This window comes from Pseudoalteromonas sp. RB2-MNA-CIBAN-0110 (genome assembly GCF_040309305.1).
GTDB lineage: Bacteria > Pseudomonadota > Gammaproteobacteria > Enterobacterales > Alteromonadaceae > Pseudoalteromonas > Pseudoalteromonas arctica.
In genome coordinates, this window is the sequence record NZ_JBEOOQ010000004.1 from 1 (window position 1) to 26,123 (window position 26,123).

The window sequence follows — 26,123 nt, forward strand, 5'->3', positions numbered from 1 at the left end:
CCTCTTAACCTCTTTGTGAATAAATTACTTAAAACCTTATTGCACAAAGAGAAGCAAAAGAGGAGTAAATGAGAAGAGACTAAAGCCTAGGAATTACGAGCTTTGCTCGCCTACAAGTAAATTTAACCACGGCGTCAAATTTTACCGGTAGGCGTAAAGCTTGCTCACGCGAAAAGCGCAGATTTTAATATTTATACTTAATAAACTACCTACTTTGCCTTCACTAAAGCGCAGCGCCCTCTTAACCTCTTTGTGAATAAATTACTTATAAATCTATTTTTTGTAGGTATAACTTATTAAATGCGTTAACCACCTGCTTTATAGCAAAACACTACATACAAAAATGCGCTCGAATTTAACGCATATTCTACCCCTGCGAATGATAGCTTACTCCTATATGTCCACACTAATATATCGCTTTTTCCTTCCTTACTTAGGCGTTTATTGCTAACCTCGCGTTAACGTTTTTACTTAAACAAATTTTTGCTAACGGAATAATTATGCTCAAAAAAATATCACTGTTTATCGGGATGGCAATCAGTGCAAATGCTGTTGCTAAAGGTGGCGTGTCACCTTATTTACCTTTAAATCAAGCCCCAGAACTTGAGCACCAAGTACAACGACTTTTAGCCGTAAGTAAAAACACACATATTATGAGTAAGCCTTATAAAGCTCATGATATTTATAGAGTGCTGCAAACAGTAAGGCATACTTACCCAGAACTATATCAAACACTTTCGTACCAACTTAGCCCTTATATTCAAAGTGATGCGGGTACATTTGCAAAAGTAACGCTTGCTGCTGGCACAAAAGATAAAACACTGCCTAACCAACGCGGCCAAACCACTAAAACCAACTTAATTGTTGAAGGCGGCGCTTACGCTAACTTCGGGCGTTATTTTGGTGTAAGTGTTGCTGGTATTGCCAACGAAGACGAAATATTACCTACACAAAGCTTTTTTTACCTTGGTAATAAATACGCGCAGTTAGATGTAGGTTATCGTGAGCATTGGTACTCACCTTTTAACGACAGTGCCATGTTATTAAGTACACAAGCTAAAACAACGCCTTCTATAACGCTTAGTAATGTAGAGCCAATAACCAGCTTTAATATTCGTTACGATATGTTTATTAGTAAAATGACAGAGCAAAGCGGAATTTTAAAAGAAGGTAAGCAAACAGGTGTGGCAAGAGTTTATGAACCAGGTAAGCCATATTTATTTGGCTTACATACTAGTTTTGCAGCAACCGATAACTTAACAATAGGCTTAAGCCGCTTAATGCAGTTTGGTGGCGGTCCGCGTAGCGTTACATTAAAAGACTTTGCGGAAGGTTTTTTTAGCCCTGGTAGCAAAGATAATGTAGGCAGTAATGATGCTGATGAGTTTGGTGAAAATTTTGAGCTTGGGGATCAACTAGGCTCAATTACATTTGCTTATAATAATAGTATTTATGCGCTACCGTTCGAGTTTTATGGTGAGGTAGCACTTGAAGACACCCTAGGCGGCTCTCGTAATAATGCATATAGCTTTGGCCTTTATTTACCATTTATTGCTAACAACCATAGCCTACGTTTTGAGCACAGTAATTGGCAATACCTTTGGTATGCCAATGGTCTATACCTAGACGGCAACCGTAACTCAGGCAATGTAATTGGCCACTGGGCGGGTGACGAGCACGACTACACGGATTACACTCCTGCTAAATCGATGAGCGTAAACTGGCATTGGCAATTAAGTAAAATAGAAGGCTTAAATACTACTATTCGTATGCTTGAAAATAAAAATGAAGGCTATAAAACAAGTTACGAACTGCAAACGGCATATACTCGTAAGTTAAGTAAACCTATAATGGGCGCAAAAAGTTGGGGAGCTGAGCTATATCAAGGAAAAGATGTATACGGGGAAACGTTTGCTAGGTTAGGTGTATTTGCCAATTTTTAACACCCTGTAGGTGCGAATTTATTTCGCGCCCATCTAACTTAACTTTACTAAAGCGAGGTATAAAACCTCACCTACAATACACTGAAGGTGCGAATTTACTTCACGCTCATGTGATTTAACTTTACCAAAAGTGAGGTATAAAGCCTCACCTACAATACACACCCGTAGGTGCGAATTTACTTCGCGCTCATCTAACTTAACTTTACCAAAGTGAGGCATGAAACCTCACCTAGGGAATATAAATTAACTATGTTATTAATTTTTACCATTAACAAAGGTATTTATATACTGAGTGAAATTTTTACCTAGCTTTTCATCTCGCATTGAATATTCAACAATTGCCTTTAAATAACCTAACTTATCGCCACAATCGTGCGAAGCGCCACTCATATGGAATGCTTCAACCGTTTCTTGTGTCATTAACGCATCAATAGCATCGGTTAATTGAATTTCGTCACCAGCGCCTACAGGCGTTTTAGCAAGTAATGGCCAAATATTTTTACTAAGTACATAGCGACCAACAACAGCAAGATTTGAAGGTGCAACATCTGCAGCCGGTTTTTCAACCATTGTTTTAATTGCTGCACTCATACCTGGAGCAAGTTGCACACCATTAATATCGGCAATACCGTATTTACTTACATCCTCCTGCGCTACAGGCTCAAGCATAATCTGGCTTGCTTGTGTTTCGCTAAAGCGCTTAATCATCGCAGCTAAGTTTTCAGTTTTTTGATCTGCTGTATATGCATCAAGTATTACATCTGGAAGTAACACTACAAAATCGTTATTACCTACAATGGGTTTGGCGCATAAAATTGCATGGCCTAAACCTTTCGCCTCACCTTGGCGTACACTCATAACGGTTACGTCTGGCGGGCAAATTGAACGGACTTCATCAAGCAGCGCACGTTTTACTCGTTTTTCGAGTGTGGCTTCTAGCTCGTAGCTTGTATCAAAGTGATTTTCAATTGCATTTTTAGAACTATGCGTTACTAAAACAATATCTTTTATGCCAGCAGCAACACATTCACTAACAATATATTGAATAAGTGGCTTGTCTACAATTGGCAGCATTTCTTTAGGAATTGCTTTAGTCATAGGTAGCATACGTGTACCAAGGCCTGCAACAGGAATAACGGCTTTCATGGGTAGTCCTTTATTTGTAAATTAATAATGTTTGAAGTTAGTAGGTTAAAAGTAGGTGGGTGGTAAATAAAAAGTAACTTTCAGCTCATCAATGGTTTAATGTGTTTAGGTTAACTAATCTAAGCACATTAAAAAACACTGCCTTAAATTTAAAACAGTGTTTTTAAATGACTTGAAAATTGTAACCTTTATTTATAAAAGTCTTTATACCACTTAATAAGCTCACTTACGCCTTGCTTAACCCCAACCTGCGCTTTATAGCCTGTTGCATTAAATAAATCTGTAGTATCAGCATAAGTTTTATAAACATCGCCAGCTTGCATTTCACGGAAGTTCTTTTTAGCTTCAGTACCTAGCTCAGCTTCAATAGCTTCAATAAACTTCATTAAGTTTATTGGGCTACCGTGGCCAATATTATAAACCGCATACGGAGCAGAGCTAGAAGCAGGCGAACGTGTTTCAACTCTCCAATCAGGGTTTGCAACTGGTATAACATCAGCAGCACGAACAACACCTTCGACTATGTCATCTATGTAAGTAAAGTCACGCCACATATCGCCATTGTTGTTTATATCAATAGTGTCGCCGGCAAGTATTTTTTTAGTAAAAATATACGGTGCCATATCAGGGCGACCCCATGGGCCATAAACGGTAAAAAAGCGTAAACCTGTTGTAGGTAAGCTATATAAATGAGAATAACTATGCGCCATTAGCTCATTCGCTTTTTTAGTCGCAGCATAAAACGACACTGGGTGGTCAACACTGTCGGTTGTTTCAAACGGTGTTTTTTCGTTTAAACCATATACAGAGCTAGATGAAGCATAAACCAAGTGCTTAACTTTATTATTACGACACCCTTCAAGCACATTTAAGTGCCCTACTAAATTAGAGTCTGCATAAGCATCAGGGTTTTCTATTGAATACCTGACACCGGCTTGCGCTGCCAAATGTATTACTTTATCAAACTGCTGTGCTTTAAATAATTCGCTCATTGCTGGGCGTTCACTTATATCAAGCTTAATAAATGTAAACGCTTCATGGCTTTCAAATTGCGCTAAACGAGCTAGCTTTAAATTTACATCGTAATAGTCGTTAAGGTTATCAATACCGACTACTACATGGCCAGCCGCTAACAATTTTTGGCATGTTGCCGCACCAATAAAACCAGCAGCACCCGTTACTAAATATTTCATAATTTCCTAATCTTTAAGCTGATAAAGTTGAAAGTTGAAAGTTGAAAGTTGAAAGTTGAAAGTTGAAAACTAAAAGCCTAATCCCAAGTTTCAATAGTTTTCATTAAGGCAGATATCATTTTTGATAACTGCCTAGACTCTTCTATCCAAGTCCGTACTTTTACCTCAATGCCTTTAACTTTTAAAGCTATGCTTATTTGCTAACGCGCCAGCAAGCAAGACGCCTACAACAATAACATCGTAATTATACGGCTGAGTCGTAGGCGTAAAGTTTGCGCACGCACGAAAAAAGCCTAAACGCGCCAGCAAGCAAGGCGTCTACAACAATAACATCGCAATTATACGGCTGAGTCGTAGGCGTGAAGTTTGCGCACGCACGAAAAAAGCCTAAACGCGCCAGCAAGCAAGGCGCCTACAACAATAATATCGCAATTGTTCAGCTGAGTCGTAGGCGTGAAGCTTGCTCACGCACAAAAAACACTAATTTCAACTATAAGCCTTTAACCTTTAGTCTTTAAACTTTGTTTATTAATCACTACCAAACAAGTCGCGAGTATAAACTTTGTCAGCAATATCACTCAACTCTTCAACCATGCGGTTAGATACAACAACGTCAGATATTTGCTTAAACTCGTTTAAGTCTTTAATTACACGAGAGTGATAAAACTCATTTTCTTCAAGCACTGGTTCGTAAACTACAACCTCAATACCTTTAGCTTTAATGCGCTTCATAATGCCTTGGATGGCAGAGGCTCTAAAGTTATCAGACCCTGTTTTCATTACTAAACGATACACACCAACCACTTTAGGGCTGCGCTTAATTATTGAGTCTGCAATAAAGTCCTTACGCGTCGTATTAGCATCAACAATTGCACCAATAATATTATTAGGTACGTTTGCATAATTTGCACGTAGCTGCTTAGTGTCTTTTGGTAAGCAGTAGCCGCCATATCCAAACGATGGGTTATTGTAATGATCACCAATACGTGGGTCTAAGCTAACACCCTGTATAATTTGCTTACTGTTTAAGCCATGTGCTTCAGCGTAGCTATCAAGCTCATTAAAATAAGCCACACGCATAGCTAAATAAGTATTCGAGAACAGTTTAATAGCTTCAGCTTCAGTTGAATCAGTAAACAATACTTCAATATCTTCTTTGATAGCGCCTTGCTTAAGTAAGTTTGCAAACACAGTTGCACGCTCACTTTGCTCACCAACAACAATACGTGATGGGTATAAATTATCGTGCAGCGCTTTACCTTCACGTAAAAACTCTGGCGAAAATATTAAGTTATTAATGCCAAGTTTTTCTTTAATATCTTTTGTAAAGCCAACGGGTACCGTTGATTTAACAACCATAACTGCGTTTGGGTTATGTGCTGTGGCATCTTTAATTACAGCCTCTACAGAGTTTGTATTAAAATAGTTGTTTTCAACATCATAATCGGTTGGTGTAGCAATAATTACAAAATCAGCATTTTTATAGGCTGCTACTTTGTCGGTAGTTGCTGTAAAGTTTAAGTCACTACGTGTTAAAAACTCACTTATTTCGGTATCAACAATTGGTGATTTTTTATCATTTAAAAGTGCTATTTTGTGTTCGTCAATATCTAATGCAACCACTTCATTGTGTTGTGCTAGCAACATAGCGTTAGAAAGGCCTACATAACCTGTACCTACTACGGCAATTTTCATATTAATCCTTTAAGATTAGTTAATAAGTAATAAAATGATTCTATCAGAGTTATAAATTAGGCTCTAGATAAAAACTTTACCTAGGCATAATACTAACGAGTTTTTGCCAAACACTAAAAATAAGAAAGGGATCAACATACGAAAGTTTAAACTAATCATTATATAGAGCTTTACCCACACTTATGTAATATAACTTAGTAGAACTCAAGGCATTAAAATCACCTATAGTTTAATCATCTCAAAAAAATTATGGGTATATACTTTATAATAAATATTACTGAGCTCTTCAACTTCACTGTTAAATACAAGTACCTTGGCTATTTACCTACACCAAATGCAGCCACTTAATTAAAAAGTGCTGGCAACATAGCATAAGTAAAAGTCTATACATTGAGTAATTATTATAGTCACATTCATTTTCGTTCTCTCCAAAAATTATTAATTCCAATTTTAGTTTTATTTATCCAAAAATCTTCTGTAGTCTTTGCCGCCATTTCAAAAGCGCCGCGCTGAACTGTTGAATAAACAATCGCATCACAAATTAATTCCATCATTTTTTTTAATTCGGTATATCTACCATCATAAATAAGGCCATTTCCCATATGCTTTACTAGGGAGTGAATCCCACCTACGTCTGAAACAATCACAGGAACACTACGAGACCAAGCCTCTAAAATAACACGTGGAAAGCCTTCATATTTATTCTTTGAAGGAACGATTAAACAATGAGAATCATCAATGTATTGATACAATAAGTGATTAGGTTTGGGGCCAATAAAGTCAATAGTTCGAGTGTCTTTATATTTATGTAGTAGATCATCCATAAGCACCCCTGAACCAATAATTTTCAACTCGAATTTACTTGAATCTAGCTCTGAAAATGCTTTAAGCAACTCATATAGCCCTTTATCCTCTTGAATTCTGCCAATAAATAAAAATTTAAATGGAGAATCAGTATGCTTAATATTCTCTTGTATATTTTTTATATTTGAGTCAACTAATTGCAGCGTATTATGATTTTTTTTAATACAGAAAGCCTCAAGTTCAGCCCCAGTGCATAAATTTAATGTATTAAAGTTTTTAGCTATGTTATGAACACAAAGTTTAAGAATCTTGGAGAATAAATATGCCGTAATTTTTGTAATACCTTTATACTTCTCGTTATCCCAGGCTTCCATTCCATTTGCACACATATGATTGTAAACTACTCTTTTTTTACGAAGAGCACATAGAGAAAATATTACAGCCCCAATTGTAGGATTACGAGCCCAAACTTGAGCATCTGGATAACGTTCTAATATTTGATTACAACGTTTTATATAAGTAAAAAAATAAGATGGCTCTCGAAGTGATCTCTTAAAAAAATCAGCTATGGAATCATAACTCGGGACAACTTCAAAGTTACTATCTTGAATACTAGCACTCGCTGCTAGGGGTTCGTTATTAGATAAACGCCCTACACAAACAACCCTTTCACTATGAAAGCATTTAGTTATAAAATTTACAGAAGCTTTCGATGAAATAAACAATTCATCTTTTTTAAAAAAAGGTTCAGCCAGAAAAGCGATTACAGTCATTTCGATCTCTCTATTGGCTTTGCCGGAACTCCAGCTATAGTACAGTTACTTCCATAGCTCTTAGTTACAACAGCCCCAGCGGCTACAATAATATTATTTCCTAAGGTTACTCCAGGCAATATAGTAACTCCATGTCCGATCCATACATTATCACCGATAGTGACTTTTTTTAGTATCTTAGGGCTTGTTCCAATCGAGGAGCCATTTTCAGCATGATTCATTGTAGCAATCATTATATTTGGACCTAAGCGGACATTACTACCAATAGAAATGCCTCCGATAGCATCTATTATATTATTTCTACCAAAGCCAGAACCATTCCCAACTTCTAAATTTTCAGGATGATATATTTCAACATTTTCTTTTACTGTAAACGACTTTCCACATTTTTTTATAAAAAAAGAAAAGGCTTTGCCTCTTACTTTATGCCCAATTCTTCCAGGTATAAAAAGAAAAAGCCACTGGTATAATGACCAAAGCTCTTCAAGCAATACTCTTTTAAATTTTTTCATAGAGCTCCTTTAAGTTTATAAAGAATAAGATACATGATAAAAACAGGATTAAGATTGAATTTGCCCTTACCCTTTGAGTAGAGAAATGCATTAAACTTACTTATTGTATAAAATGATAATTTATCCTTATGAATTCGCAGAAACATTCTAATTCCACCTAATTTTTTTTCAGAGGTGCTAATTCTAGAACGTTGAGGGCTTAAATCCATATAATATGATTCATCAAAAATATTTCTACCTGGACCATACTCTTCGACAAGGCGAAGCCATAAATCATAATCTTGCCAAGCAGCCAGCTTAGGCTCAAAACCTCCAAGGTATTTTAAGCGTTCAGTATATGTAAAAACTTGATTACCGATAACATTATACTTCGACAAGTTTTTTAAAGTAATATTAGATAATGAATTAAAACCCGTAGCAACTACTTTTTGGGAACTACCTAAATCATGAAAAAAAACAGTTGCTGAAGAAATAAAGCTATACTTTTTGAGTAAATAAGATTTTTCTATAAATCTTTCTATTCGCTCAAATAAAAAGTAATCATCGTCATCTAAACCTGTTATAAAAGTTCCTGTTGCTTGCTTAATTGCAATATTTCTTGCATTACAGGCTCCACTTGGGGAAGGTAAATTAACAACTTTCACCCTACAATCCTGACTTAATACTGTATCTAAGTACTCTTTTGTAGAATCAGAAGAGCCATCATTAACAATTATAAGTTCAACATTTGAGTAAGACTGATTTAATACAGAGTCAATAGCTCGTTTTAACAGCTCACAACGATTATGAGTAGGGATATATATACTTACTAAATCATTTTGATTCATACACATTCTCTTGTTCTTTCCCTAGATAGCAGATAAATGGAAAGATTATAAAAATAAAGGGTTCAAAAGGCCTTAAATATGAAAAGCCCAATATAAAGAATAGGCATAAAAAGATATAAAATCTTACATTTAACTTAAGGGGAATTATGAGAGCCAAGTAAAATAGAAGTGGTACTAAGCCAATGTAATAAATTAAAAACACTATCATGGAATGACCAAAGACACCATCAATCCCTGTATTCCAAGGATTAAATATATCAGATGCAAGGCCTTTACCTAACATTAAGTCATAGCCATCAGTTATAGATAAATACCTAATTAAATTAATAAAAACTTCAAATTTACTGTCGAATGAACCACCATAAAAAAAGAAGCCATATATACTGCCACCAAACAAAGTAGCGAGTAAAGAAAATAAGATAAGAAATCGTATGGAATAAAAAGAAACAATTAAAATTATACTAACTAAAATAGCAGCACGAGAAAAGCTTAAAACTACAATTACAAAAAGTATGATGGAAATAATCTTTAAGGCTTTTTGATCATATTTGCTGTTTAAAAATAATGATAAAGAAAATGCAAGAAATGCTATAACACCAACGCCGTTAGAATCGAATCTTAAGTATGAAAGAATTTTGTATATATAAAAGCCACCAGAATCAGAATCCATCATCCCCTGTAAACTCTCATACTTTGCCCCGGCTATATATTTAGCAAGTATAACCGGTGAGAATATCCTAGAAATAGACTCAAACAATAAAAAAAACAATATGACTACAAGAAGTTTAACGATAAGTGAACGTTTCTGGTCAATTGATAGTCGATCTATTAACGAAAAGATAGACAAAAAAATAATCAAAGGAGACATCAAAGAGAAAAAATAGCCAAAACCTCCTTCGGAGCCATTTAGCGTCCATGATATAAGTACGAAAATTAAAATAAAAAAAACTAATAAAATTCTTTTAAATTCATCTTTATGAAGAGAACCGTTAAATAATTTAGTTATGTATAATATGGAAAATAAAACCATGGATGTAACAAAATTTAATAACTGGAAAATATGCTCACCATAAGCCACATTAAATATATAACTTCCTGCGGTAAAGTTTAATATTACAATTATAAACAGCATGAAAACTGATAAATGACTAGTCACTACAATGATTCCAGCAAAAAACGTTCTTTGCTTTGCATATAATCAATATTAAACTCATCAGATAAATTAGGGCAAATGTTATTACACAGTTTTTCATATATTTTCTCTGCAAATCTTTTTTCGAAATCATCACCGAGAGGAACAATAAAGTCCTTTGGTAGTATTTCTTTAATACCTCCAGCGTCACTCGTAACAGGGGGGACCCCCAAAGCTAAAGCCTCAGCAATAATTAAGGGCAAGCCTTCATTTAAGCTTGGCAGAATCAATACATCAGTTTTCAACAAAAGTTTATTAACATCACAACTATCTATGTGACCTAAGAAAATTTTATTCTTCATCTTTGTATTTAAATACTCGAAAAGCTTGCCTTCACCTGCAAAAACAAAAATATAATCTTCGATCATAGATTGCAGATACAGTTCAACCATAGGTAAAACAGTCAAATTTTTAACGTTAGTAAAGTTACCAATAAAGGTTATAATTTTTTTATTTTTAGGGATATGTTTCGCATTACAAAACGATTGAATATCTTCTTCAGTACTTTTAACAGGCTTAGGTATTCCATTATAAATCACTTTAAAGTTATCTCCAGAGTAACCTAACTTTTTAGCCTTCTGATAAAGATCGTTGCTCACAAAAATATTAAAAGTGGAATTTCTCATAGCAACCAAAGTTGCCCTAACCAAATTTTTTCTATCCTCAGGTATAGAATGAATATCGCTGCCATGAAATGTTATCACGTTTTTAATTTTCAGTACTTTAGCTATGTGTGAAGAGAGTATTCCTGCAGTTAATCCCCAGTGCGCAGAAATAACTTTGCCATCGATTTTTGGTGCGATGTTTTTAGCGTTAATTTTGACAGCAAAGGAGTTTAACCCTAATAAAATGAGTAAGTAATGTAACAATCCTTTTTTTATGTGTAATGCAGAAAAAAGAATATCATTATAATAAAAAGATTGCTTTTTGTTATGTACTGCTACGCCAGCAATTTTTTTAAGTAGAACTATTAAAAAACTATCGTAGTAGGATATATTAAAAACTCTAGCTTGATCTTTAAAAGGAGAAATTCTAAACACTACAGAATAAAATAACCCTGCACGAACCCCTTCCCTTAAATCTACTAAAAAACTATATTTCTTTTGTCCACTCATAGTAAAACTCTTTTAAGTTAGGCATAGTAAAAAAATCATATAAAACATAAATCAGTAATAAAAACATTAATAACAAAGAAAAATAATAACTAATAAAAACATTAAAAAAGCTAATAATCAGAATAAGCGTACAGAGTACATATGTTTTTAACCCAGTCTTTATATTCTCAGGGGTAAATCTGTTAGATAGAATACTTTTTATTAGAAAATAAAAATAAAATGTTACAGCTAACGAAGCAGCAGCACCTAAAGCACCATAAACTGGCACAAACCACGCTAACGATGATAAATTAATAATAGTAGTACTTATCATTATTGGAATCATGAGCTTAGTTTTCTTTGATAGATTAATACCAATTCCTGAAACTTCTGTTATTGTATAAAATAATGGGTATAGAGAAACAAAAGATAACATCACTATAGAATCATAATAGCTTTCTGGAATGAAAAATTTAATTAAAGGTGAAAACAATAATATTAAAAAATATATAAAAATCAATATCAAAACGACTAATTTTTCTGTATATGAATACAAGAAACTCGCCGACTTTTGTTCATACCACTTATAGATAATAGGAATCCAAATAGTTGAAAAAATTGTTTGCACTATAATTATAATTGCTGCAAAACTTACTGCTAACGAATAAACCCCTAAGTCAGACATACTAGTAAAATAACTAATATAGAAACGATCTAAGCTAGTTAAACCCCAGAAAAGAAGCCCTGAGAATGTTAAAGGCCAACCAAATGAAAAGCATTTTTTAAATTTTTTACTTCTACTATATTTAAAGCTCTTAAAGAATGGGAATAAAACAAAAAAACTAAATATGGTTGTAATTAAAGCACTATATAATTGTAGATTAATTACATTTATTAAAGACTCAAAAAGGTTGTTTTTATACAGGTAGAAAGAAACAGACAGAGTAATTAAAATACTTAGCTTTCTGACTATTTGTGTTAGAGAGAAGGCTAAGGCATATTCTTCCATCCTCATAACAACCATATTAAACCTTATTAGGAGTAAAAGAAAAGCTGTTAGAAATACTTCAAACAATATATTTTCTGTAAAAATTTTATTTTTTAGTAAAGTCTCATTTTCAATACTGAATAAAATAAAATAGGTAATAATGAAGACTAAGCTAATATAGAATAAAATTTCCATGACTAATGGAAGAGCTTTACTCCTTTCATACTCTCTTATTAACCCTTGATCTAAACCAAAAGAAAAAACCAAAGTTATACCTGTGACTATAACTAAAAATAAATTCATTTCACCAAGCTGACTTGGTGAAAAAACCCAGCTAAGTAAAGGTATTGTGATTAGTCCCAATATAGGAGTTACAACTCCACCGATTGCATATCTAAAAAACTTACCTTTTGGCATTATTTTACCTGAAATGTTTATAGAGTATAACTCGGAGAAAATGAGGCAAAATACGACTAATTGCTCTGATAATAAAAAAACGATAGAACTCTTTTACATTAAGAAAGCTACACTCCCTTAATTTTTTTGCTATTATGAGGTCGTAAGAGATGTATTTTATCCCGCCTCGTCTTTTTATCATCTCAGGCGTTACTCTAAATGACAACAAACACTCAGATGTATTTTTTAATTTATATCCATTACTAGATAGCCGAGCCCATAACTCATAATCTTGGCCATTTTTTAGGTTTTCATTATACCCGCCACATGCCAACACAGATGACTTAGAATAAATAACTGATGGATGATTAATAGGGTTACGCTGTTTCATCATTTTTTTAATATCACTATAAGACTCAGGCACTGTTCTGATCCGCCTTTCATCATTAAACTCATTAAACTCCTGAACAGTACTACCAATAACTGCATAGTTACTTTCTTTAATTTCATTGTAAAGTACTTCAAATCTGTTATTGTGATTAATATCATCAGCATCACATCTGACAACAAGATCATACTTACATCGGCTGAGTCCCAAATTCAACATTGTCGGTAAGCCTAAGTTCTGTTTTTCATAAAACAATTCCAGCTCACTATACTCTTTTTGATAACTTATAATAATTTTATCTAAATCACTTCCTATTGGACCATCAACCATCATTACGACTTGTCGAGCTCTTAAAGTTTGATGAAATATACTTGATAACGCTTCATCTAAATGTTCTGCCCTATCGTTTTTATAGACAGATATTAAAACACTAAATTCATTCATCATACATCACTTTTAACTTTCTCATTATTAACGTCCCATACCAAAAAGTACCGTTTTTGCAGTAAGTAACAAAATCTTAAAGTCCAACAAAGCAGAATGATGTTTAATATAATGAATATCATATTTATGCTTCCAAATTGCATCCTCCACAGATGCTCCATATGGATAGCTGACTTGCGCTAGACCGGTCACACCTGGCTTTACTGCATGACGAAAGCGATAGTATGGTATTTCTTGTTCTAAATCTTCTATAAAAACTTCGCGTTCAGGCCTTGGTCCTACAATTGACATAGAGCCCTGTATAACATTTATAAGTTGAGGGATTTCGTCTATGCGGGTTTTTCGTATGAATTTACCAACTTTGGTCACACGAGCATCATTTTTTGAAGCCCATTGCGCACCATCTTTTTCTGCATCGTTACGCATTGAACGAAACTTATATACTTCAAATTCTTTATTGTACTGTCCTGTGCGCTTCTGCTTAAAAAGTATAGGGCCAGGGCTTTCAAGCTTTATTAATAAAGCTGTAATTATAGAGAAAGGGAATGTTAATATTAATAATACAATGGCACTAAAAACATCGACTAGGCGTTTAGCGATTTGTGTTCGTTTATTTGATAAAATTGAAAATGCTTTTTGATGCAAAAAATAACTGCTGTGCAGTAAGCGTACTTCTGTATATTGAAGCCTTTCATCTAAATAGCTTACTAATGGCTCAACCCACGCACCACATTCAGTAGCGCTTACTAAAAATTTGCGCTGCGCTTTAGTCAAATGTGCACTCTGATAATGACACACTACTTTATTAGTAAAGTCATTAATAGAGTAGTCATTCATGATTATATCAAAAGAATAATCGTCAATAATACTGCCTATTTCTTTGGCGCACTCAGGAGGGCAAAACACATAGATCACATTTTGCTTAAGCGCTTCTGATTTAGACTTAAAACTATTTGTGATAAAAATGGGCTCTAATTTATCTAATTTACTAACAGAAGAGTGATTTTCACTTCCTGCCATTTTTACTTCGAGGCTCATTATTCTACCACCCGATTATATGTATTATTCAACATAAAAATTGCAGCTATCATATATCTCTCGCTTTATTACCACGTTTTAATTCCATTTAACTTGCTCAAAACCATAAATGCGACATCGCCGCTGGATCGTTTTGTAAACTAAAAACCCATGTGAAATTAAGCTCCGATGGGTTAATGTATGTAAAAATTGACTAAAAACAATAAAACATCTCAGGTCTTCATTAAGCCATTGAGACACTTATTCCTATAGTGAGACAGTAATCTTTAACTATCTCACTGTAATACCTTGTTTGGTAATTCTATTTAAAATTGCCTAATAGGTCTTAATTTAAACTAAAGGCTATTTATCGCTTTTGTATTCGTAGTTGTAGTATCCATAATACCCATACGCGTTACTCGCTTTTTTAAGAACACCGTTAAATACTACGCCTTTTACATCTATGCCATTTTGTTCAAAACGGTTACGCGTTAGGTCTATCTCACGTACATGGTTTTGTCCAAAACGTGTAACAAGTAAAGTAGTACCAGAATGCGCACTTACAATCGCAGGATCGGTTACTGCTAGTATTGGAGGTGTATCAATAATTATAATGTCGTAAGCTGCGCTTACTTCTTCAACTAATTTGCTAAAGTTGCTATGCATTAATAATTCAGACGGGTTTGGCGGTATTTGCCCACGCGTAATAACACTTAAGCCTTCAACTTTGGTTGGTTTAGTAACTTGCTCTAGGTTTAAACGGCCTGATAAGTAATCACTTAATCCATCATCCCACTTTAACCCAAACTGGGTTTGTAAGTAGCCTTTACGCATATCGGCATCAATAATCAGTACTTTTTTACCGCTTTGCGCAAGTACTGATGCTAAGTTAACCGATATAAACGATTTACCTACGCTTGGGCTTGGACCCGATATAGCAATAATGTTGTTTTTAGCTTCCATCATCGCAAAGTGCAGGCTTGTACGTAAACTACGCAGTGCCTCAATTGCTAGGTCGGCCGGGTTATCGAGCGCTAATATGCTTTTAGGCTTGTTCGTTTTGTTTTTGCGGGCTCGTTCAGCAAAGCCACTTAGTTTATCTTGATAATCTGAGTGCGGTACACTTGCGTATACAGGTAAGCCTAGCGCTTCAATTTCTGCAGGGTCTTCAACGCCTTTGTGCATTGCTTTTTGTATAAGCACAATAGCCACGGCTAACATGCCACCAAGCATAGTAGCCATTACCACTATTAATGCTTTTTTAGGTTTAACTGGCTTGCTGGTATTTACCTCTGCGTAGTCAATAATACGTACGTTACCTACAGTGCCTGCGCGAACTATATCAAGCTCTTGTGTTTTACTAAGCAATAAAGTGTAAATTTGGTTACTTACCTCAACATCGCGCTTTAAGCGTAGTAGCTCTTGTTGAGTTTCTGGCAGATTACCTACCTCGCCTACAAGCTCTTGCTTTTGGCTTTCAACTGCTTCTATTTGCTCAAGTATACCTTGGTACGAAGGGTGATCTTTTTTAAACTTTCGGCCAATATCTAAACGCTTTAAGTTTAGCTCTTGTAACTTGGTTTCAAGCTTTACAACTTGCTCAAGCACGCCTTGTGTTTCGAGCGTTATGTTTATCGATTGGCGCTTTATTTGGTAGTCGTTAAAGCGTTGTTCTGCGTATTCAAGCTGCTTTTTAATTTCAGGTAATTGTACTTCTAAAAACTCTAGCGACTTTTGTGCCTCGGCGCTATTACGTTCAACATTGCGGCGTACATAAATAGCGGCTACTTTATCAAGCACTTTTTCAGCGTAGCTTGGTTTAATACTTTGTAAGCTTAGGTTAATTATGCCTGAGTCTTTACCTTTTTCGCTTGCGCCAATAGCTGTTTGCAAATCTAAAATAGTATTTAAGCGATCTTTACGGGTAATTGTAAATTCTGTACCAGGGCGTGCATTTAAAGTACGAATAGTTAAGTTAAACTTACCGTTTGTAAGCTCCTCACCCACTTTACCCGATAATATTTTCTCACCGTCACCATTTAAAAGTACAAGGCTATTATTAGCCTGTGCTATCAAGGTAAACCCTTGATTAATTGCAAAACGTGGTACATCAAATCTAAATACATTTATACTTTCACCGCCCCATGCGTAGCTGCTTGCTCCAAAACTAGGTTCAGCTAAGTCGCCATCTTCCATTGGGGTAAAAGTACGGTAAGCTCGGCTACCTATAAATGGGAATAGCTTTGGCTCTGCTATTACGTCAAGCTTTAAAGTGTCTACTGCCTCACCTATTATACTGCGCGATTTTAGTAGCTCTATTTCGGTTATTGCAGCCGATGTACTTTCAAACATTCCTGCCATATCGTCAAAACCAGGAACTGATGCGCCGCCGTCTTCAACTTGTATCATGGCTGTTGCTTGGTAAACAGGAGTACTTAATACAGCATAAATAACACCTACAAACATAAACAGCGCAGTTACGGCTACTATAAAATATTTGCGATCGAGCAAAGCGCCCAATAGCGCCATTAAATCAATCTCTTGCGTTGGTTGTGTGTTATTAGTACTTTTATTATTAGCGCTACTAGCGCTGTTATTCGGCTGGGTATTCATTAAATTAGCCATTCCTTATAAATACTTTTGCCAAGCGCTACATGCGCTGTCGATTAATGTATAAACGTGTTCAAAAGCCTCTTGGCTTTGGCGGTACGGGTCTGGTATTTCGGCGTTATTAATCCACTTACCGAGTAAAAACGTTTTACCGCGCGCCTCTGGGTAGCGAGCATGTACGTCGTTTAAATGGCGTTCTTCCATTACGAGTATTACGCTGTTTTGCGCTACTAAGCTTGATGTAAGCTGTTGCCCTTGGTGGGCATCCATATTAACGCCATGTGCGAGTGCTATTTGTTTTGCTTTTGCATCTGCTGGTTTGCCTTCAAGTGCTGTTAACCCAGCAGACGATACTTTAATATTTTTGCCTTCAAGCTTTTGCTTTAAAACATACTCACCGGTTGGGCTGCGGCAAATATTACCTGCACAAACCACTAAAACTGAATCAAACATTTTTAAAAACCCTTAGTTTGATGAAATATCGTCTAGGCTATCAACCGATGCTACCGACGGTAATAATAAACTTATTACACGGTTCCAACGGGCAAGTGGTGCCGATGTTACATATACAATATCGCGCGGCTGTAGCTCAAATTGCTCAGCTAATACCATTGCTGCTATATTTTTAGCGTGTAATTGGTATACGTTTGCAATAACACCGGTTTGCTCTAGGTCACTTTTACGCAGTACAAATACACCGTTAGCGTCGGCTGTATTTTCGTTTAAGCCGCCCGAGTCGCTTAGCGCTTCGGCCAAGTTTAAACCATAACGGTTAAGGGTTACTGAACCTGCTTTTTTAACATCACCTAATACAAATATTTTTTGTGCATCGTTACGGTTTACGTGCACTATGTCGCCATGTTGTAACAAGCGGTTTTGCGAAATGTCGCCATGGGCATAAAAGTCATCAAGTTTAATAACTTCTGTTTTATCGCCACGAGTAAATGTAACTGTGCGCCAATCGGCAGCTTCTGTTAAGCCGCCCGCTTGGTTTAGAGCATCAATTAAGGTAAGTGGGATTTCGGTAACTGGGTATACACCAGGCTGTTTTACCTCGCCGGTAACGTAGGTTTTTTGGCTTCTAAAGCCAACTACTTTTACATCAACTTGTGGGTCTTCTATTACTCGGCTTAGGCGTTTTACAAGCTCATTGCGTACTTGGCTTATTGTTTTACCTGCTGCGGGTATATTTGGTGCGTAGGCGTATGTAATGGTGCCGTCTCGTTGTACTCTAAAGCCGTCAAACTCTGCGGTACGTTGTACTGCTGCAGGTATTGTTAGCTCTGGGTGATCCCATACGCCTATTGTTAGTACGTCGCCAACACCTAGTTTGTATTCGTAGTTACTTACGTTTAAACCATCGGTGCTTGAAATTGGTTTAGCTGCTATACGCGCTTGATTTTGTTTATTTATTAGTAGCGAGTCGATTATTTGAATGTTTACTTTTTCGAGATCTTGTTCGAGGTTTTGTGTTTGCTCGCCTGAGTCTATACCTTCAAAGTGGCTGCCTGGTACTATTGTACAGCCTGTCATGCTTAGTATTGCGAGTATTGATGCGAGTGATTTACAGCTTAACGCCATTGTAGAATCCCAAAATTATTTTAATATTGCACTTACTCACCAACCTTGGTGAGCACTTGTATTTTAGCCGACTAATTAAAGCATGTGCACTATTGTGAAGCAATAGCCTTTGCTTTGTAAAAGCTTTGTTACTAAGTTTTTAATTAGCACTGAAATTATATCAGTATTTTCATAAGGTCTTTATGAATAAATTTAATTGATAGCCGTTTTCAGTAAAACACTTAACGCATTAATCACCAATTGCACAAAGAGAAGCGAATGATGAGTAAATGAGAAGCCATTTAAACAAGTACTTTATGGCTGTTTACTTCTCTGAAGCTCAGTGTGCTCGACCTCTTCAGATTAACCACTTAAAGCTTTATTGCACAAAGAGAAGCGAATGAGGAGTAAATGAGAAGCCATTTAAACAAGTATTCTATGGCTGTTTACTTCTCTAAAGCTCAGTGTGCTCTTAATCTCTTCGTAGATTAACCACTTAAAGCTTTATTGCACAAAGAGAAGCAAAAGAGGAGTAAATGAGAAAACATAAAACATAGTAATTATTTATTTTTACTTCTCTAAAGCGAAGCGCCCTCTTAACCTCTTTGTGCATAAATCACTTAAAGCCTTATTGCACAAAGAGAAGCGAATGAAGAGTAAATGAGAAGCCATTTAAACAAGTACTTTATGGCTGTTTACTTCTCTAAAGCTCAGTGTGCTCTTAACCTCTTTGTGAATAGACCTTATTACGAGCTTTGCTCGTCACGCCAGCAAGCTGCGCGTCTACAAGTGAACTTAACCACGGTGTTAAACTTTGCCGTTGGGCTTTCACACGAACAGCACTCTTGGTTTATTTTTGAATAAACTCATTGATAATTGCACAAAGAGAAGTGAATGAGGAGCAAATGAGAAGCCATTTAAACAAGTACTTTATGGCTGCTTACTTCTCTTGAGCGCAGCGCCCTCTTAACCTCTTTGTGAATAGACCTTATTACGAGCTTTGCTCGTCACGCCAGCAAGCTGCGCGTCTACAAGTGACTAACCACGGTACCAAACTTTGCAAGTAGGCGTAGAGCTTGCTCACGCGAAAAGCGCAGCTTTTAATATTTAAAGCTGATTGTTACCTACTTTTGGCTTCTCTAAAGCGCAGCGTCCTCTTAACCTCTTTGTGAATAAGTTACTTAAAGCCTTATTGCACAAAGAGAAGCGAATGAGGAGTAAATGAGAAGCCATTTAAACAAGTACTTTAGGCTGTTTACTTCTCTAAAGCGCAGCGCCCTCTTAACCTCTTTGTGAATAACCCTCATTACGAGCTTTGCTCGTCACGCCAGCAATGAACTTAACCGCGTAGCTTTAAGTGCTTTAGGCACGCTTCCGCCCTTAGGTCACAGTTCCTACTTACTGATATAAAGCTATTTTTTCGCGGCATAAAGCCGCTGCTACATTTTTGTTTTTCGCGGTGTAAAACCGCTGCTACATTTTTGTTTTCGCGGTGTAAAACCGCTGCTACATTTTTGTTTTCGCGGTGTAAAACCGCTGCTACGCTTTTGTTTTTCGCGGCATAAAGCCGCTGCTACGTTTTTAGTTATTATTGCTTAATATATTTATTATCTACACTTACTTCAATTTTTTGATTAAGTAAGTTAATTAGTAAAATACTGCGCAAGTCGCCATCAGGCTCTTTGTATATTGCTTGTATATTACTAAATGAATCGTTATTTACGCTTACTACATCACCTGTTTTTGGTATTTGTGATTCAGTAGTGTGTGAACGTTCATTTTTTAACTGGTCAATTATGTGCTTAGAAACCAACTGATAATTTGCTCCATAAGAAACAAAACCGCCTATTCCACGGGTGTTTTTTACAGCAGAAAAATTACCATTTTTTAATTCAAGGCATACAAATAAATAATTAGGGAATAAAGCAGTGTGTTTGACGGTCCGACAACCTTTAACCAACCTTTCGGTAGTTAATTTGGGGTAAAACGCTTCAATCCCTTGATTTTGCAAGTTAGTTTTAGCTCGCTCTTCTTGCTTAGGTTTGCATACGACTAAATACCAACATTCCATAATAGCCCTTAATACATGACTAAATTGCAAAAAATACAATATTAAACTAAATAAGCTTGGCATTATAACCAACATAAAGCTCCTATGTAAATAAGCCTTAGTGGTTAATAGTCGCTCACTTTAATAAATATTATTATTGAGTTTAAGGGAGTGGGGAGCTGGGGTTGGTTTGGTGTTAACAAACAATATTTATAGTTGTCTAAACAAATAGTTTATCCACGAAAGTTTATTAAAAAATTTAATTAATATTTTTTAATAAATATACAAGTAAGAGTGCGAAGTAAATTCGCACCTATCGGTTGGTACATGTTTGTAGGTGAGGTTTTATACCTCTCTTGTTGTTAGGTGTTAAAGCATGAGCGCGATGTAAATTCGCACCTACAGGTTGGTGCATGTTGTAGGTGAGTTATTAATTTAGCCAAGCATTAGAACCTTGAATAATTATGGCTTTACTTCTACCTTAAAATTCAATGTAACAAATTGATGACAAGGAAGCACAATGCAAATACTTCACCACGGAGCGGTTAACGGCGTTACTGGTTCGTGCCACGAGCTGGTAGTTAATGAGCAAACAAGTGTGCTTATTGATTGCGGATTATTTCAAGGAGAAGACTCTAAAGCCGACCTTTCAATTGAGTTTAATATTACCCATGTTACTGCCCTTATTGTTACCCATTGCCATATTGACCATGTTGGCCGAATTCCTTACTTATTTGCAGCTGGTTTTAAAGGCCCTATTTTTACAAGTATTGCATCGGCCAGCTTATTACCTTTGGTAATTGAAGATGCTTTAAAAGTGGGTGTAACCCGCGACCCTAAAATTATAGCTGCCTGCTTAAGCTTATTGAATAAGCGCATAGTAGCTGTTGATTATAAAACGTGGTTTGAACTACCTTGCAAAGGGCTCAACAAAGCTAAAGCGAGGTTTCAGCGTGCTGGGCATATATTAGGTTCTGCATACGTTGAAATTGATATTACAAATAACGATAACGACAAACACCGCGTTGTGTTTTCGGGAGATTTAGGTGCGCCATACACCCCACTACTCCCTTCGCCTAAGCCGCCCTATAAAGCCGATACTCTAGTTATTGAATCAACCTACGGTGATAAAAATCATCAAGGCCGTAAAGAGCGTACAAAAACGCTAAAAAACATTATTGAACGCGCCGTAGCCGACAATGGCGTTGTTTTAGTACCTGCTTTTAGTATTGGCCGCACACAAGAGCTGCTATACGAGCTAGAGCAACTCATACATAGCTCATCTAAAAAGTCTAAGTGGCGAGACATTCACGTAATACTCGACTCCCCTATGGCAGCCAATTTTACTGAGCAATACAAAAAATTTAAGCACCTATGGGATAGCGAAGCCAAACGCAAAGTTGCAAACGGTAGGCACCCGCTCGATTTTAAAAACCTAACTACGGTTGATTCACACAAAGAGCATTTGGCTATTATTAATTATTTAAGTTCGCGGCAAACACCAGCCATAATCTTAGCGGCAAGTGGCATGTGTACTGGTGGCAGAATAGTTAATTATCTTGAGCGATTTTTAAATGATAAAACCACCGATGTATTATTTGTAGGTTACCAAGGTAATAAAACGTTAGGCCGCGAAATCCAAAAATATGGCCCAGGGAATGGATATGTTTTTATAAATAATGCTCGCATTACTATAAACGCCAAAGTACATACAATTAGTGGCTACAGCGCCCATGCAGATCAAAACGGATTAATTAAGTTTGTTACGGGTATGCATAAAAAGCCAAGCCTGATAAAAATAGTGCATGGCGATGATGATGCAAAAAACGCGTTAGCCGCAAAGTACAAAGAGGTTTTAGGTAATGATGTTGAAGTTGAGATAGGTAGATCGTAGGCGTGAAGCTTGCTCACGCAATTTAATAAATGCGTAAAAGCTGCGCTTTTAGTGCGCCAGCAAGCAAGACGCCTACATGGGCACATACACAAAGGATAAAAATACACGTAGGCGTGAAGCTTGTTATCGCAATTTGATGAATACGTAAAACGGTACTTTAAATGCGCCAGCAAGCAAGATGCCTACATGATCACATACACCGAGGGTAAAAACCCACGTAGGCGAGAAGCTTGCTCACGCTATTTGATAAGTACGTAAAAGCTGCGCTTTTAGTGCGCCAGCAAGCAAGGCGCCTACATGGTCACATACACCGAGGGTAAAAATCCACGTAGGCGTGAAGCTTGCTCACGCAATTTAATACATACGTAAAACGGTACTTTAAATGCGCCAGCAAGCAAGGCGCCTACATGGTCACATACACCGAGGGTAAAAACCCACGTAGGCGAGAAGCTTGCTCGCGCTATTTGATAAGTACGTAAAAGCTGCGCTTTTAGCGCTTTTAGTGCGCCAGCAAGCAAGGCGCCTACATGGTCACCTACACCGAGGGCAAAAACCCACGTAGACGTGAAGCTTGCTCACGCAATTTAATAAATACGTAAAAGCTGCGCTTTTAGTGCGCCAGCAAGCAAGGCGCCTACATGACCACATACACCAAGGGTAAAAATCCGCGTAGGCGTGAAGCTTGCTCACGCAAATTAATAAATACATAAAAGCTGCGCTTTTAGTGCGCCAGCAAGCAAGGCGCCTACATGGTTACATACACCGAGGGTAAAAATCCGCGTAGGCGTGAAGCTTGCTCACGCAAATTAATTTATTCAAATGGAAATTAATTATATGGCTAACACACATAAACGTTTAAAAGGACGCTGCACTTCGGTAAACGCTTATTACTCTATTACAATTTGTTGTGATTTTCGTAAGCCATTATTTGCTAACTTTTTATGTGCTCGGTTAATTGCGAGTGAACTCATTAAATTTTCAAGAAACAATTCACTTAATACTATCTGCTACGTAATCATGCCTGATCATATACATTGGATTTTACAGTTAAATAGTAGCCTTGACCTTTCAAACCTAGTTAGGAATTTTAAAAACATTACAACTTATAGACTTAATAAACATAGCGGTACACACGGAAAGATATGGCAATCAAATTACTATGACCACAAAATAAGAAATGATGAAGATTTAATAGGTCAAGCGAGGTATATAGTGGCAAACCCTTTACGTGCAGGCTTAGTGGACAACATAAGGAAATACCCATATTGGGATTGTGTTTACTTGTAAAAACGGTGGCTTTAAAGCGCCAGCAAGCAAGGCGCCTACATGGTCACCTACACCGAAGGTAAAAACCCACGTAGGCGTGAAGCTTGCTCACGCAATTGGGTAAATACATAAAAGCTGCGCTTTTAGTGCGCCAGTAAGCAAGGCGCCTGCATGACCACATACGCCGAGGGTAAAAATCCACGTATGCGTGAAGCTTGTTATCGCAATTTAATAAATACGTAAAAGCTGCGTTTTTAAAGCGCCAGCAAGCAAGGCGCCTACATGCACACCATACACCAAGGGTAAAAATACACGTAGGTACGTCATTCCCTACAAAAAGCAAACTATTGTAATCTATTCGCTTTAGGAGCCACTTACGTTTGGTAAAACTGTAACGTTAGTCTGCTTATTAAATTTTTGCTTCCAATTCAAATCACAAATGCCATCAGTGGGTGAAAAAGCGGTAGGTGCGGTTAAAAATAACCTACGTATTTCTTGATGATCAGACTCGTCACATGCAATTTTAAGTTTATCTAAAAATGGATCGAGCTCAGACCAAGGCATTTTAACTTCTTGTGCACTTAGGATTCTTGGGTGGTCTGTTCCAATAACGTTATCTCCGATGAGTAGCTCTTCAAAGAGTTTTTCACCTGGGCGTAATCCTGTGCACTTAATTTCTATATCGCCATTTGGGCGTTTTGCATGTTTAACTTCAAGCCCTGATAAATGAACCATTTTGACAGCTAAATCTTTGATTTTAACAGGCTCTCCCATATCAAGTACAAACACGTCACTACCCACTCCCATTGCACCCGCTTGAATAACCAACTGGGCAGCTTCTGGTATTGTCATAAAGTAACGGGTTATATCTTGATGAGTAAGTGTTATTGGGCCGCCTGCTTTAATTTGCTTTCTAAACAACGGCACTACAGAACCTGACGATCCTAAAACATTACCAAATCGAACCATAGTAAAGCGTGTTGTGTCTTGGATTTCAGATAGCCCTTGCAGTACTAATTCAGCCATGCGCTTAGTTGTGCCCATTATATTTGTTGGGCGTACTGCTTTGTCAGTGGAAACCAATACAAACGTTTCTACATTTGTATAAATTGCAGCGGTTGCTACATTGTAGGTGCCATAAACATTGTTACGCACGCCTTCAACTACATTATGCTCAACTAAAGGTACATGTTTATATGCGGCAGCATGATAGACAGTTTGAATATTGAAGGTAGAAAATGTAGATTCAACAAGTTTTTTATTTTGAATTGAACCTAATATTGGTAGTACTTCTATATTTAAATTATTGGTATCACAGTACTCCGACAACTCTTTTTCTATAGCATATAAAGCAAACTCAGACAGCTCAAATAACACTATTTTAGTCGGGCTGTTCTTAATTATTTGCCTACAAAGCTCAGAACCTATAGAGCCGCCAGCACCGGTTACCATTACCGCTTTATTGGCTATATTTGCCGACATTAAATCTTGTCGTGGTTGGACTGAATCGCGGCCCAACAGATCTTCTATTTCAACATCTTTGATTTCATCAAGATTCGTTGTCCCTGCAACAATATCGGCCATGCCAGGAACTGTCATAACTTGTAGTTTAAACTTTTCTATTGCGTTAAGGACTTCTTTTCGACGACTTCGAGATGTACTTGGTAGTGCCAACAATATTTTATTTGCACATTTTTGCTTTGCAATTTCAGCAATTTGCGACGGTGCATGTACACAAATACCTTGGATTAACGATAAATGCTTTTTAGGGTCGTCGTCTATAAAAGCGACTGGTGAATATTCTGGCCCGTTTGCTAAGGCGGTGGCTAATTGACGACCAGCAGAACCAGCCCCATATATAATTACACCTTCTTTACGGCGCATAGTTATTTGACCAACTACAGCTCGTACCGTTAGCCTTGCACCACCAACAAATAAAATACAAAAGCTGGCATAAATAAACGGCACTGTTCTTGGTACTGGCGCACTTAGAAAGAAGGATAAAATAGTTAAATAAACAGTTGAAAGTAAAACACCGGCAATAATTGCCCACATCGCTTGTGTGTTCATATAACGCAATACAGCTCTATAAAGCCCAAGTTTTACAAAGCTAAATAAACTTAGCGGCAATACGGCTGATAATAAAATCCAAGTATGTGTGTTTTTTAAAACTGCTGTGCTGTCTAGCCTTAGTAAAAAAGCAAGCCAAAAAGCCACTATTATAAATACGCTATCGATGAGGAGAGAAATAATTCTTTTTTGAGGACGAGGTAAATTAACTAAAAATTTTAAAGGCACAATACATTTCCCTGAATCTAGCAGTGATACTAC

Annotated in this window: 22 protein-coding genes; 4 read left to right on the forward strand and 18 right to left on the reverse strand. The window is 36.6% G+C overall.

Annotation, left to right across the window (positions count from 1 at the left end; genetic code table 11):
* The first annotated feature begins 500 nt into the window (after positions 1 to 500).
* Complete coding sequence (locus AAEY68_RS03820; RefSeq protein ID WP_350585506.1) at positions 501 to 1,943, forward strand: capsule assembly Wzi family protein; 1,443 nt, start codon at positions 501 to 503, stop codon at positions 1,941 to 1,943.
* A gap of 33 nt (positions 1,944 to 1,976) precedes the next feature.
* On the opposite strand, the gene AAEY68_RS03825 is transcribed toward AAEY68_RS03820, so the two are convergent.
* The 15 genes from AAEY68_RS03825 to AAEY68_RS03895 all read right to left on the reverse strand — a co-directional run bounded on the left by AAEY68_RS03825 (position 1,977) and on the right by AAEY68_RS03895 (position 18,603).
* Positions 1,977 to 2,162: a hypothetical protein gene (locus tag AAEY68_RS03825; protein WP_350585507.1), complete on the reverse strand. Its 186-nt coding sequence runs from the start codon at positions 2,160 to 2,162 to the stop codon at positions 1,977 to 1,979.
* 36 nt (positions 2,163 to 2,198) lie between these two features.
* Complete coding sequence (gene galU, locus AAEY68_RS03830; protein ID WP_350585508.1) at positions 2,199 to 3,089, reverse strand: UTP--glucose-1-phosphate uridylyltransferase GalU; 891 nt, start codon at positions 3,087 to 3,089, stop codon at positions 2,199 to 2,201.
* Positions 3,090 to 3,277: 188 nt separating this feature from the next.
* Positions 3,278 to 4,282: an NAD-dependent epimerase gene (locus AAEY68_RS03835; protein WP_350585509.1), complete on the reverse strand. Its 1,005-nt coding sequence runs from the start codon at positions 4,280 to 4,282 to the stop codon at positions 3,278 to 3,280.
* 528 nt (positions 4,283 to 4,810) lie between these two features.
* Positions 4,811 to 5,977: a nucleotide sugar dehydrogenase gene (locus tag AAEY68_RS03840; RefSeq protein ID WP_350585510.1), complete on the reverse strand. Its 1,167-nt coding sequence runs from the start codon at positions 5,975 to 5,977 to the stop codon at positions 4,811 to 4,813.
* A 413-nt stretch (positions 5,978 to 6,390) separates the two neighbouring features.
* Positions 6,391 to 7,554: a glycosyltransferase gene (locus AAEY68_RS03845; protein ID WP_350585512.1), complete on the reverse strand. Its 1,164-nt coding sequence runs from the start codon at positions 7,552 to 7,554 to the stop codon at positions 6,391 to 6,393.
* Entirely contained in the window at positions 7,551 to 8,066 is a 516-nt protein-coding gene (locus AAEY68_RS03850; RefSeq protein ID WP_350585513.1) for an acyltransferase, read from the reverse strand. The genes AAEY68_RS03845 and AAEY68_RS03850 overlap by 4 nt, the downstream gene beginning before the upstream one ends.
* The gene (locus AAEY68_RS03855; protein ID WP_350585514.1) at positions 8,063 to 8,893 is read right to left on the reverse strand and encodes a glycosyltransferase; all 831 of its coding nucleotides are present in this window, start codon (positions 8,891 to 8,893) and stop codon (positions 8,063 to 8,065) included. The genes AAEY68_RS03850 and AAEY68_RS03855 overlap by 4 nt, the downstream gene beginning before the upstream one ends.
* Positions 8,880 to 10,049, reverse strand: a complete 1,170-nt coding sequence (locus AAEY68_RS03860) for a hypothetical protein (RefSeq protein WP_350585515.1) — start codon at positions 10,047 to 10,049, stop codon at positions 8,880 to 8,882. Before AAEY68_RS03860 ends, AAEY68_RS03855 begins: the two co-directional genes overlap by 14 nt.
* Positions 10,049 to 11,200, reverse strand: a complete 1,152-nt coding sequence (locus AAEY68_RS03865; protein WP_350585516.1) for a glycosyltransferase — start codon at positions 11,198 to 11,200, stop codon at positions 10,049 to 10,051. Before AAEY68_RS03865 ends, AAEY68_RS03860 begins: the two co-directional genes overlap by 1 nt.
* A complete protein-coding gene (locus AAEY68_RS03870) occupies positions 11,178 to 12,584 on the reverse strand; it encodes a lipopolysaccharide biosynthesis protein (RefSeq protein ID WP_350585517.1) in 1,407 nt (468 codons plus the stop codon). The genes AAEY68_RS03865 and AAEY68_RS03870 overlap by 23 nt, the downstream gene beginning before the upstream one ends.
* 4 nt (positions 12,585 to 12,588) lie before the next feature.
* Positions 12,589 to 13,398 (reverse strand): glycosyltransferase, encoded by an 810-nt coding sequence (locus AAEY68_RS03875; protein WP_350585518.1) that lies wholly within the window; start codon positions 13,396 to 13,398, stop codon positions 12,589 to 12,591.
* A gap of 24 nt (positions 13,399 to 13,422) precedes the next feature.
* On the reverse strand, positions 13,423 to 14,415 hold the full coding sequence (locus tag AAEY68_RS03880) for a sugar transferase (RefSeq protein ID WP_502935707.1): 993 nt from the start codon (positions 14,413 to 14,415) through the stop codon (positions 13,423 to 13,425).
* A gap of 360 nt (positions 14,416 to 14,775) precedes the next feature.
* Positions 14,776 to 17,025 (reverse strand): polysaccharide biosynthesis tyrosine autokinase, encoded by a 2,250-nt coding sequence (locus AAEY68_RS03885; protein ID WP_350585520.1) that lies wholly within the window; start codon positions 17,023 to 17,025, stop codon positions 14,776 to 14,778.
* Between the two features lie 15 nt (positions 17,026 to 17,040).
* The gene (locus tag AAEY68_RS03890) at positions 17,041 to 17,475 is read right to left on the reverse strand and encodes a low molecular weight protein-tyrosine-phosphatase (protein ID WP_007582278.1); all 435 of its coding nucleotides are present in this window, start codon (positions 17,473 to 17,475) and stop codon (positions 17,041 to 17,043) included.
* A gap of 12 nt (positions 17,476 to 17,487) precedes the next feature.
* Positions 17,488 to 18,603: a polysaccharide export protein gene (locus tag AAEY68_RS03895; protein WP_350585521.1), complete on the reverse strand. Its 1,116-nt coding sequence runs from the start codon at positions 18,601 to 18,603 to the stop codon at positions 17,488 to 17,490.
* 639 nt (positions 18,604 to 19,242) lie between these two features.
* Here AAEY68_RS03895 and AAEY68_RS03900 point away from each other — a divergent pair.
* Positions 19,243 to 19,446, forward strand: coding sequence for a hypothetical protein (locus AAEY68_RS03900; RefSeq protein WP_350585522.1), 204 nt, complete (start codon positions 19,243 to 19,245; stop codon positions 19,444 to 19,446).
* A gap of 724 nt (positions 19,447 to 20,170) precedes the next feature.
* On the opposite strand, the gene rfaH is transcribed toward AAEY68_RS03900, so the two are convergent.
* Entirely contained in the window at positions 20,171 to 20,653 is a 483-nt protein-coding gene (gene rfaH, locus AAEY68_RS03905; protein ID WP_350585572.1) for a transcription/translation regulatory transformer protein RfaH, read from the reverse strand.
* 499 nt (positions 20,654 to 21,152) lie between these two features.
* On the opposite strand from rfaH, the gene AAEY68_RS03910 reads away from it, so the two are divergent.
* Positions 21,153 to 22,526: an MBL fold metallo-hydrolase RNA specificity domain-containing protein gene (locus tag AAEY68_RS03910; protein ID WP_350585523.1), complete on the forward strand. Its 1,374-nt coding sequence runs from the start codon at positions 21,153 to 21,155 to the stop codon at positions 22,524 to 22,526.
* 293 nt (positions 22,527 to 22,819) lie between these two features.
* Here AAEY68_RS03910 and AAEY68_RS03915 read toward each other — a convergent pair whose 3' ends face one another.
* Entirely contained in the window at positions 22,820 to 23,044 is a 225-nt protein-coding gene (locus tag AAEY68_RS03915; protein WP_350585524.1) for a hypothetical protein, read from the reverse strand.
* A gap of 316 nt (positions 23,045 to 23,360) precedes the next feature.
* Between AAEY68_RS03915 and AAEY68_RS03920 the strand changes: the two genes are divergently transcribed.
* Positions 23,361 to 23,813, forward strand: a complete 453-nt coding sequence (locus AAEY68_RS03920) for an REP-associated tyrosine transposase (RefSeq protein ID WP_024593732.1) — start codon at positions 23,361 to 23,363, stop codon at positions 23,811 to 23,813.
* 342 nt (positions 23,814 to 24,155) lie between these two features.
* Here the strand turns inward: AAEY68_RS03920 and AAEY68_RS03925 are convergent, their stop codons facing one another.
* Positions 24,156 to 26,090 carry a polysaccharide biosynthesis protein gene (locus AAEY68_RS03925; RefSeq protein WP_350585525.1) on the reverse strand — a complete coding sequence of 645 codons (1,935 nt, stop codon included), beginning with the start codon at positions 26,088 to 26,090 and terminating at the stop codon, positions 24,156 to 24,158.
* Between the last annotated feature and the right edge of the window lie 33 nt (positions 26,091 to 26,123).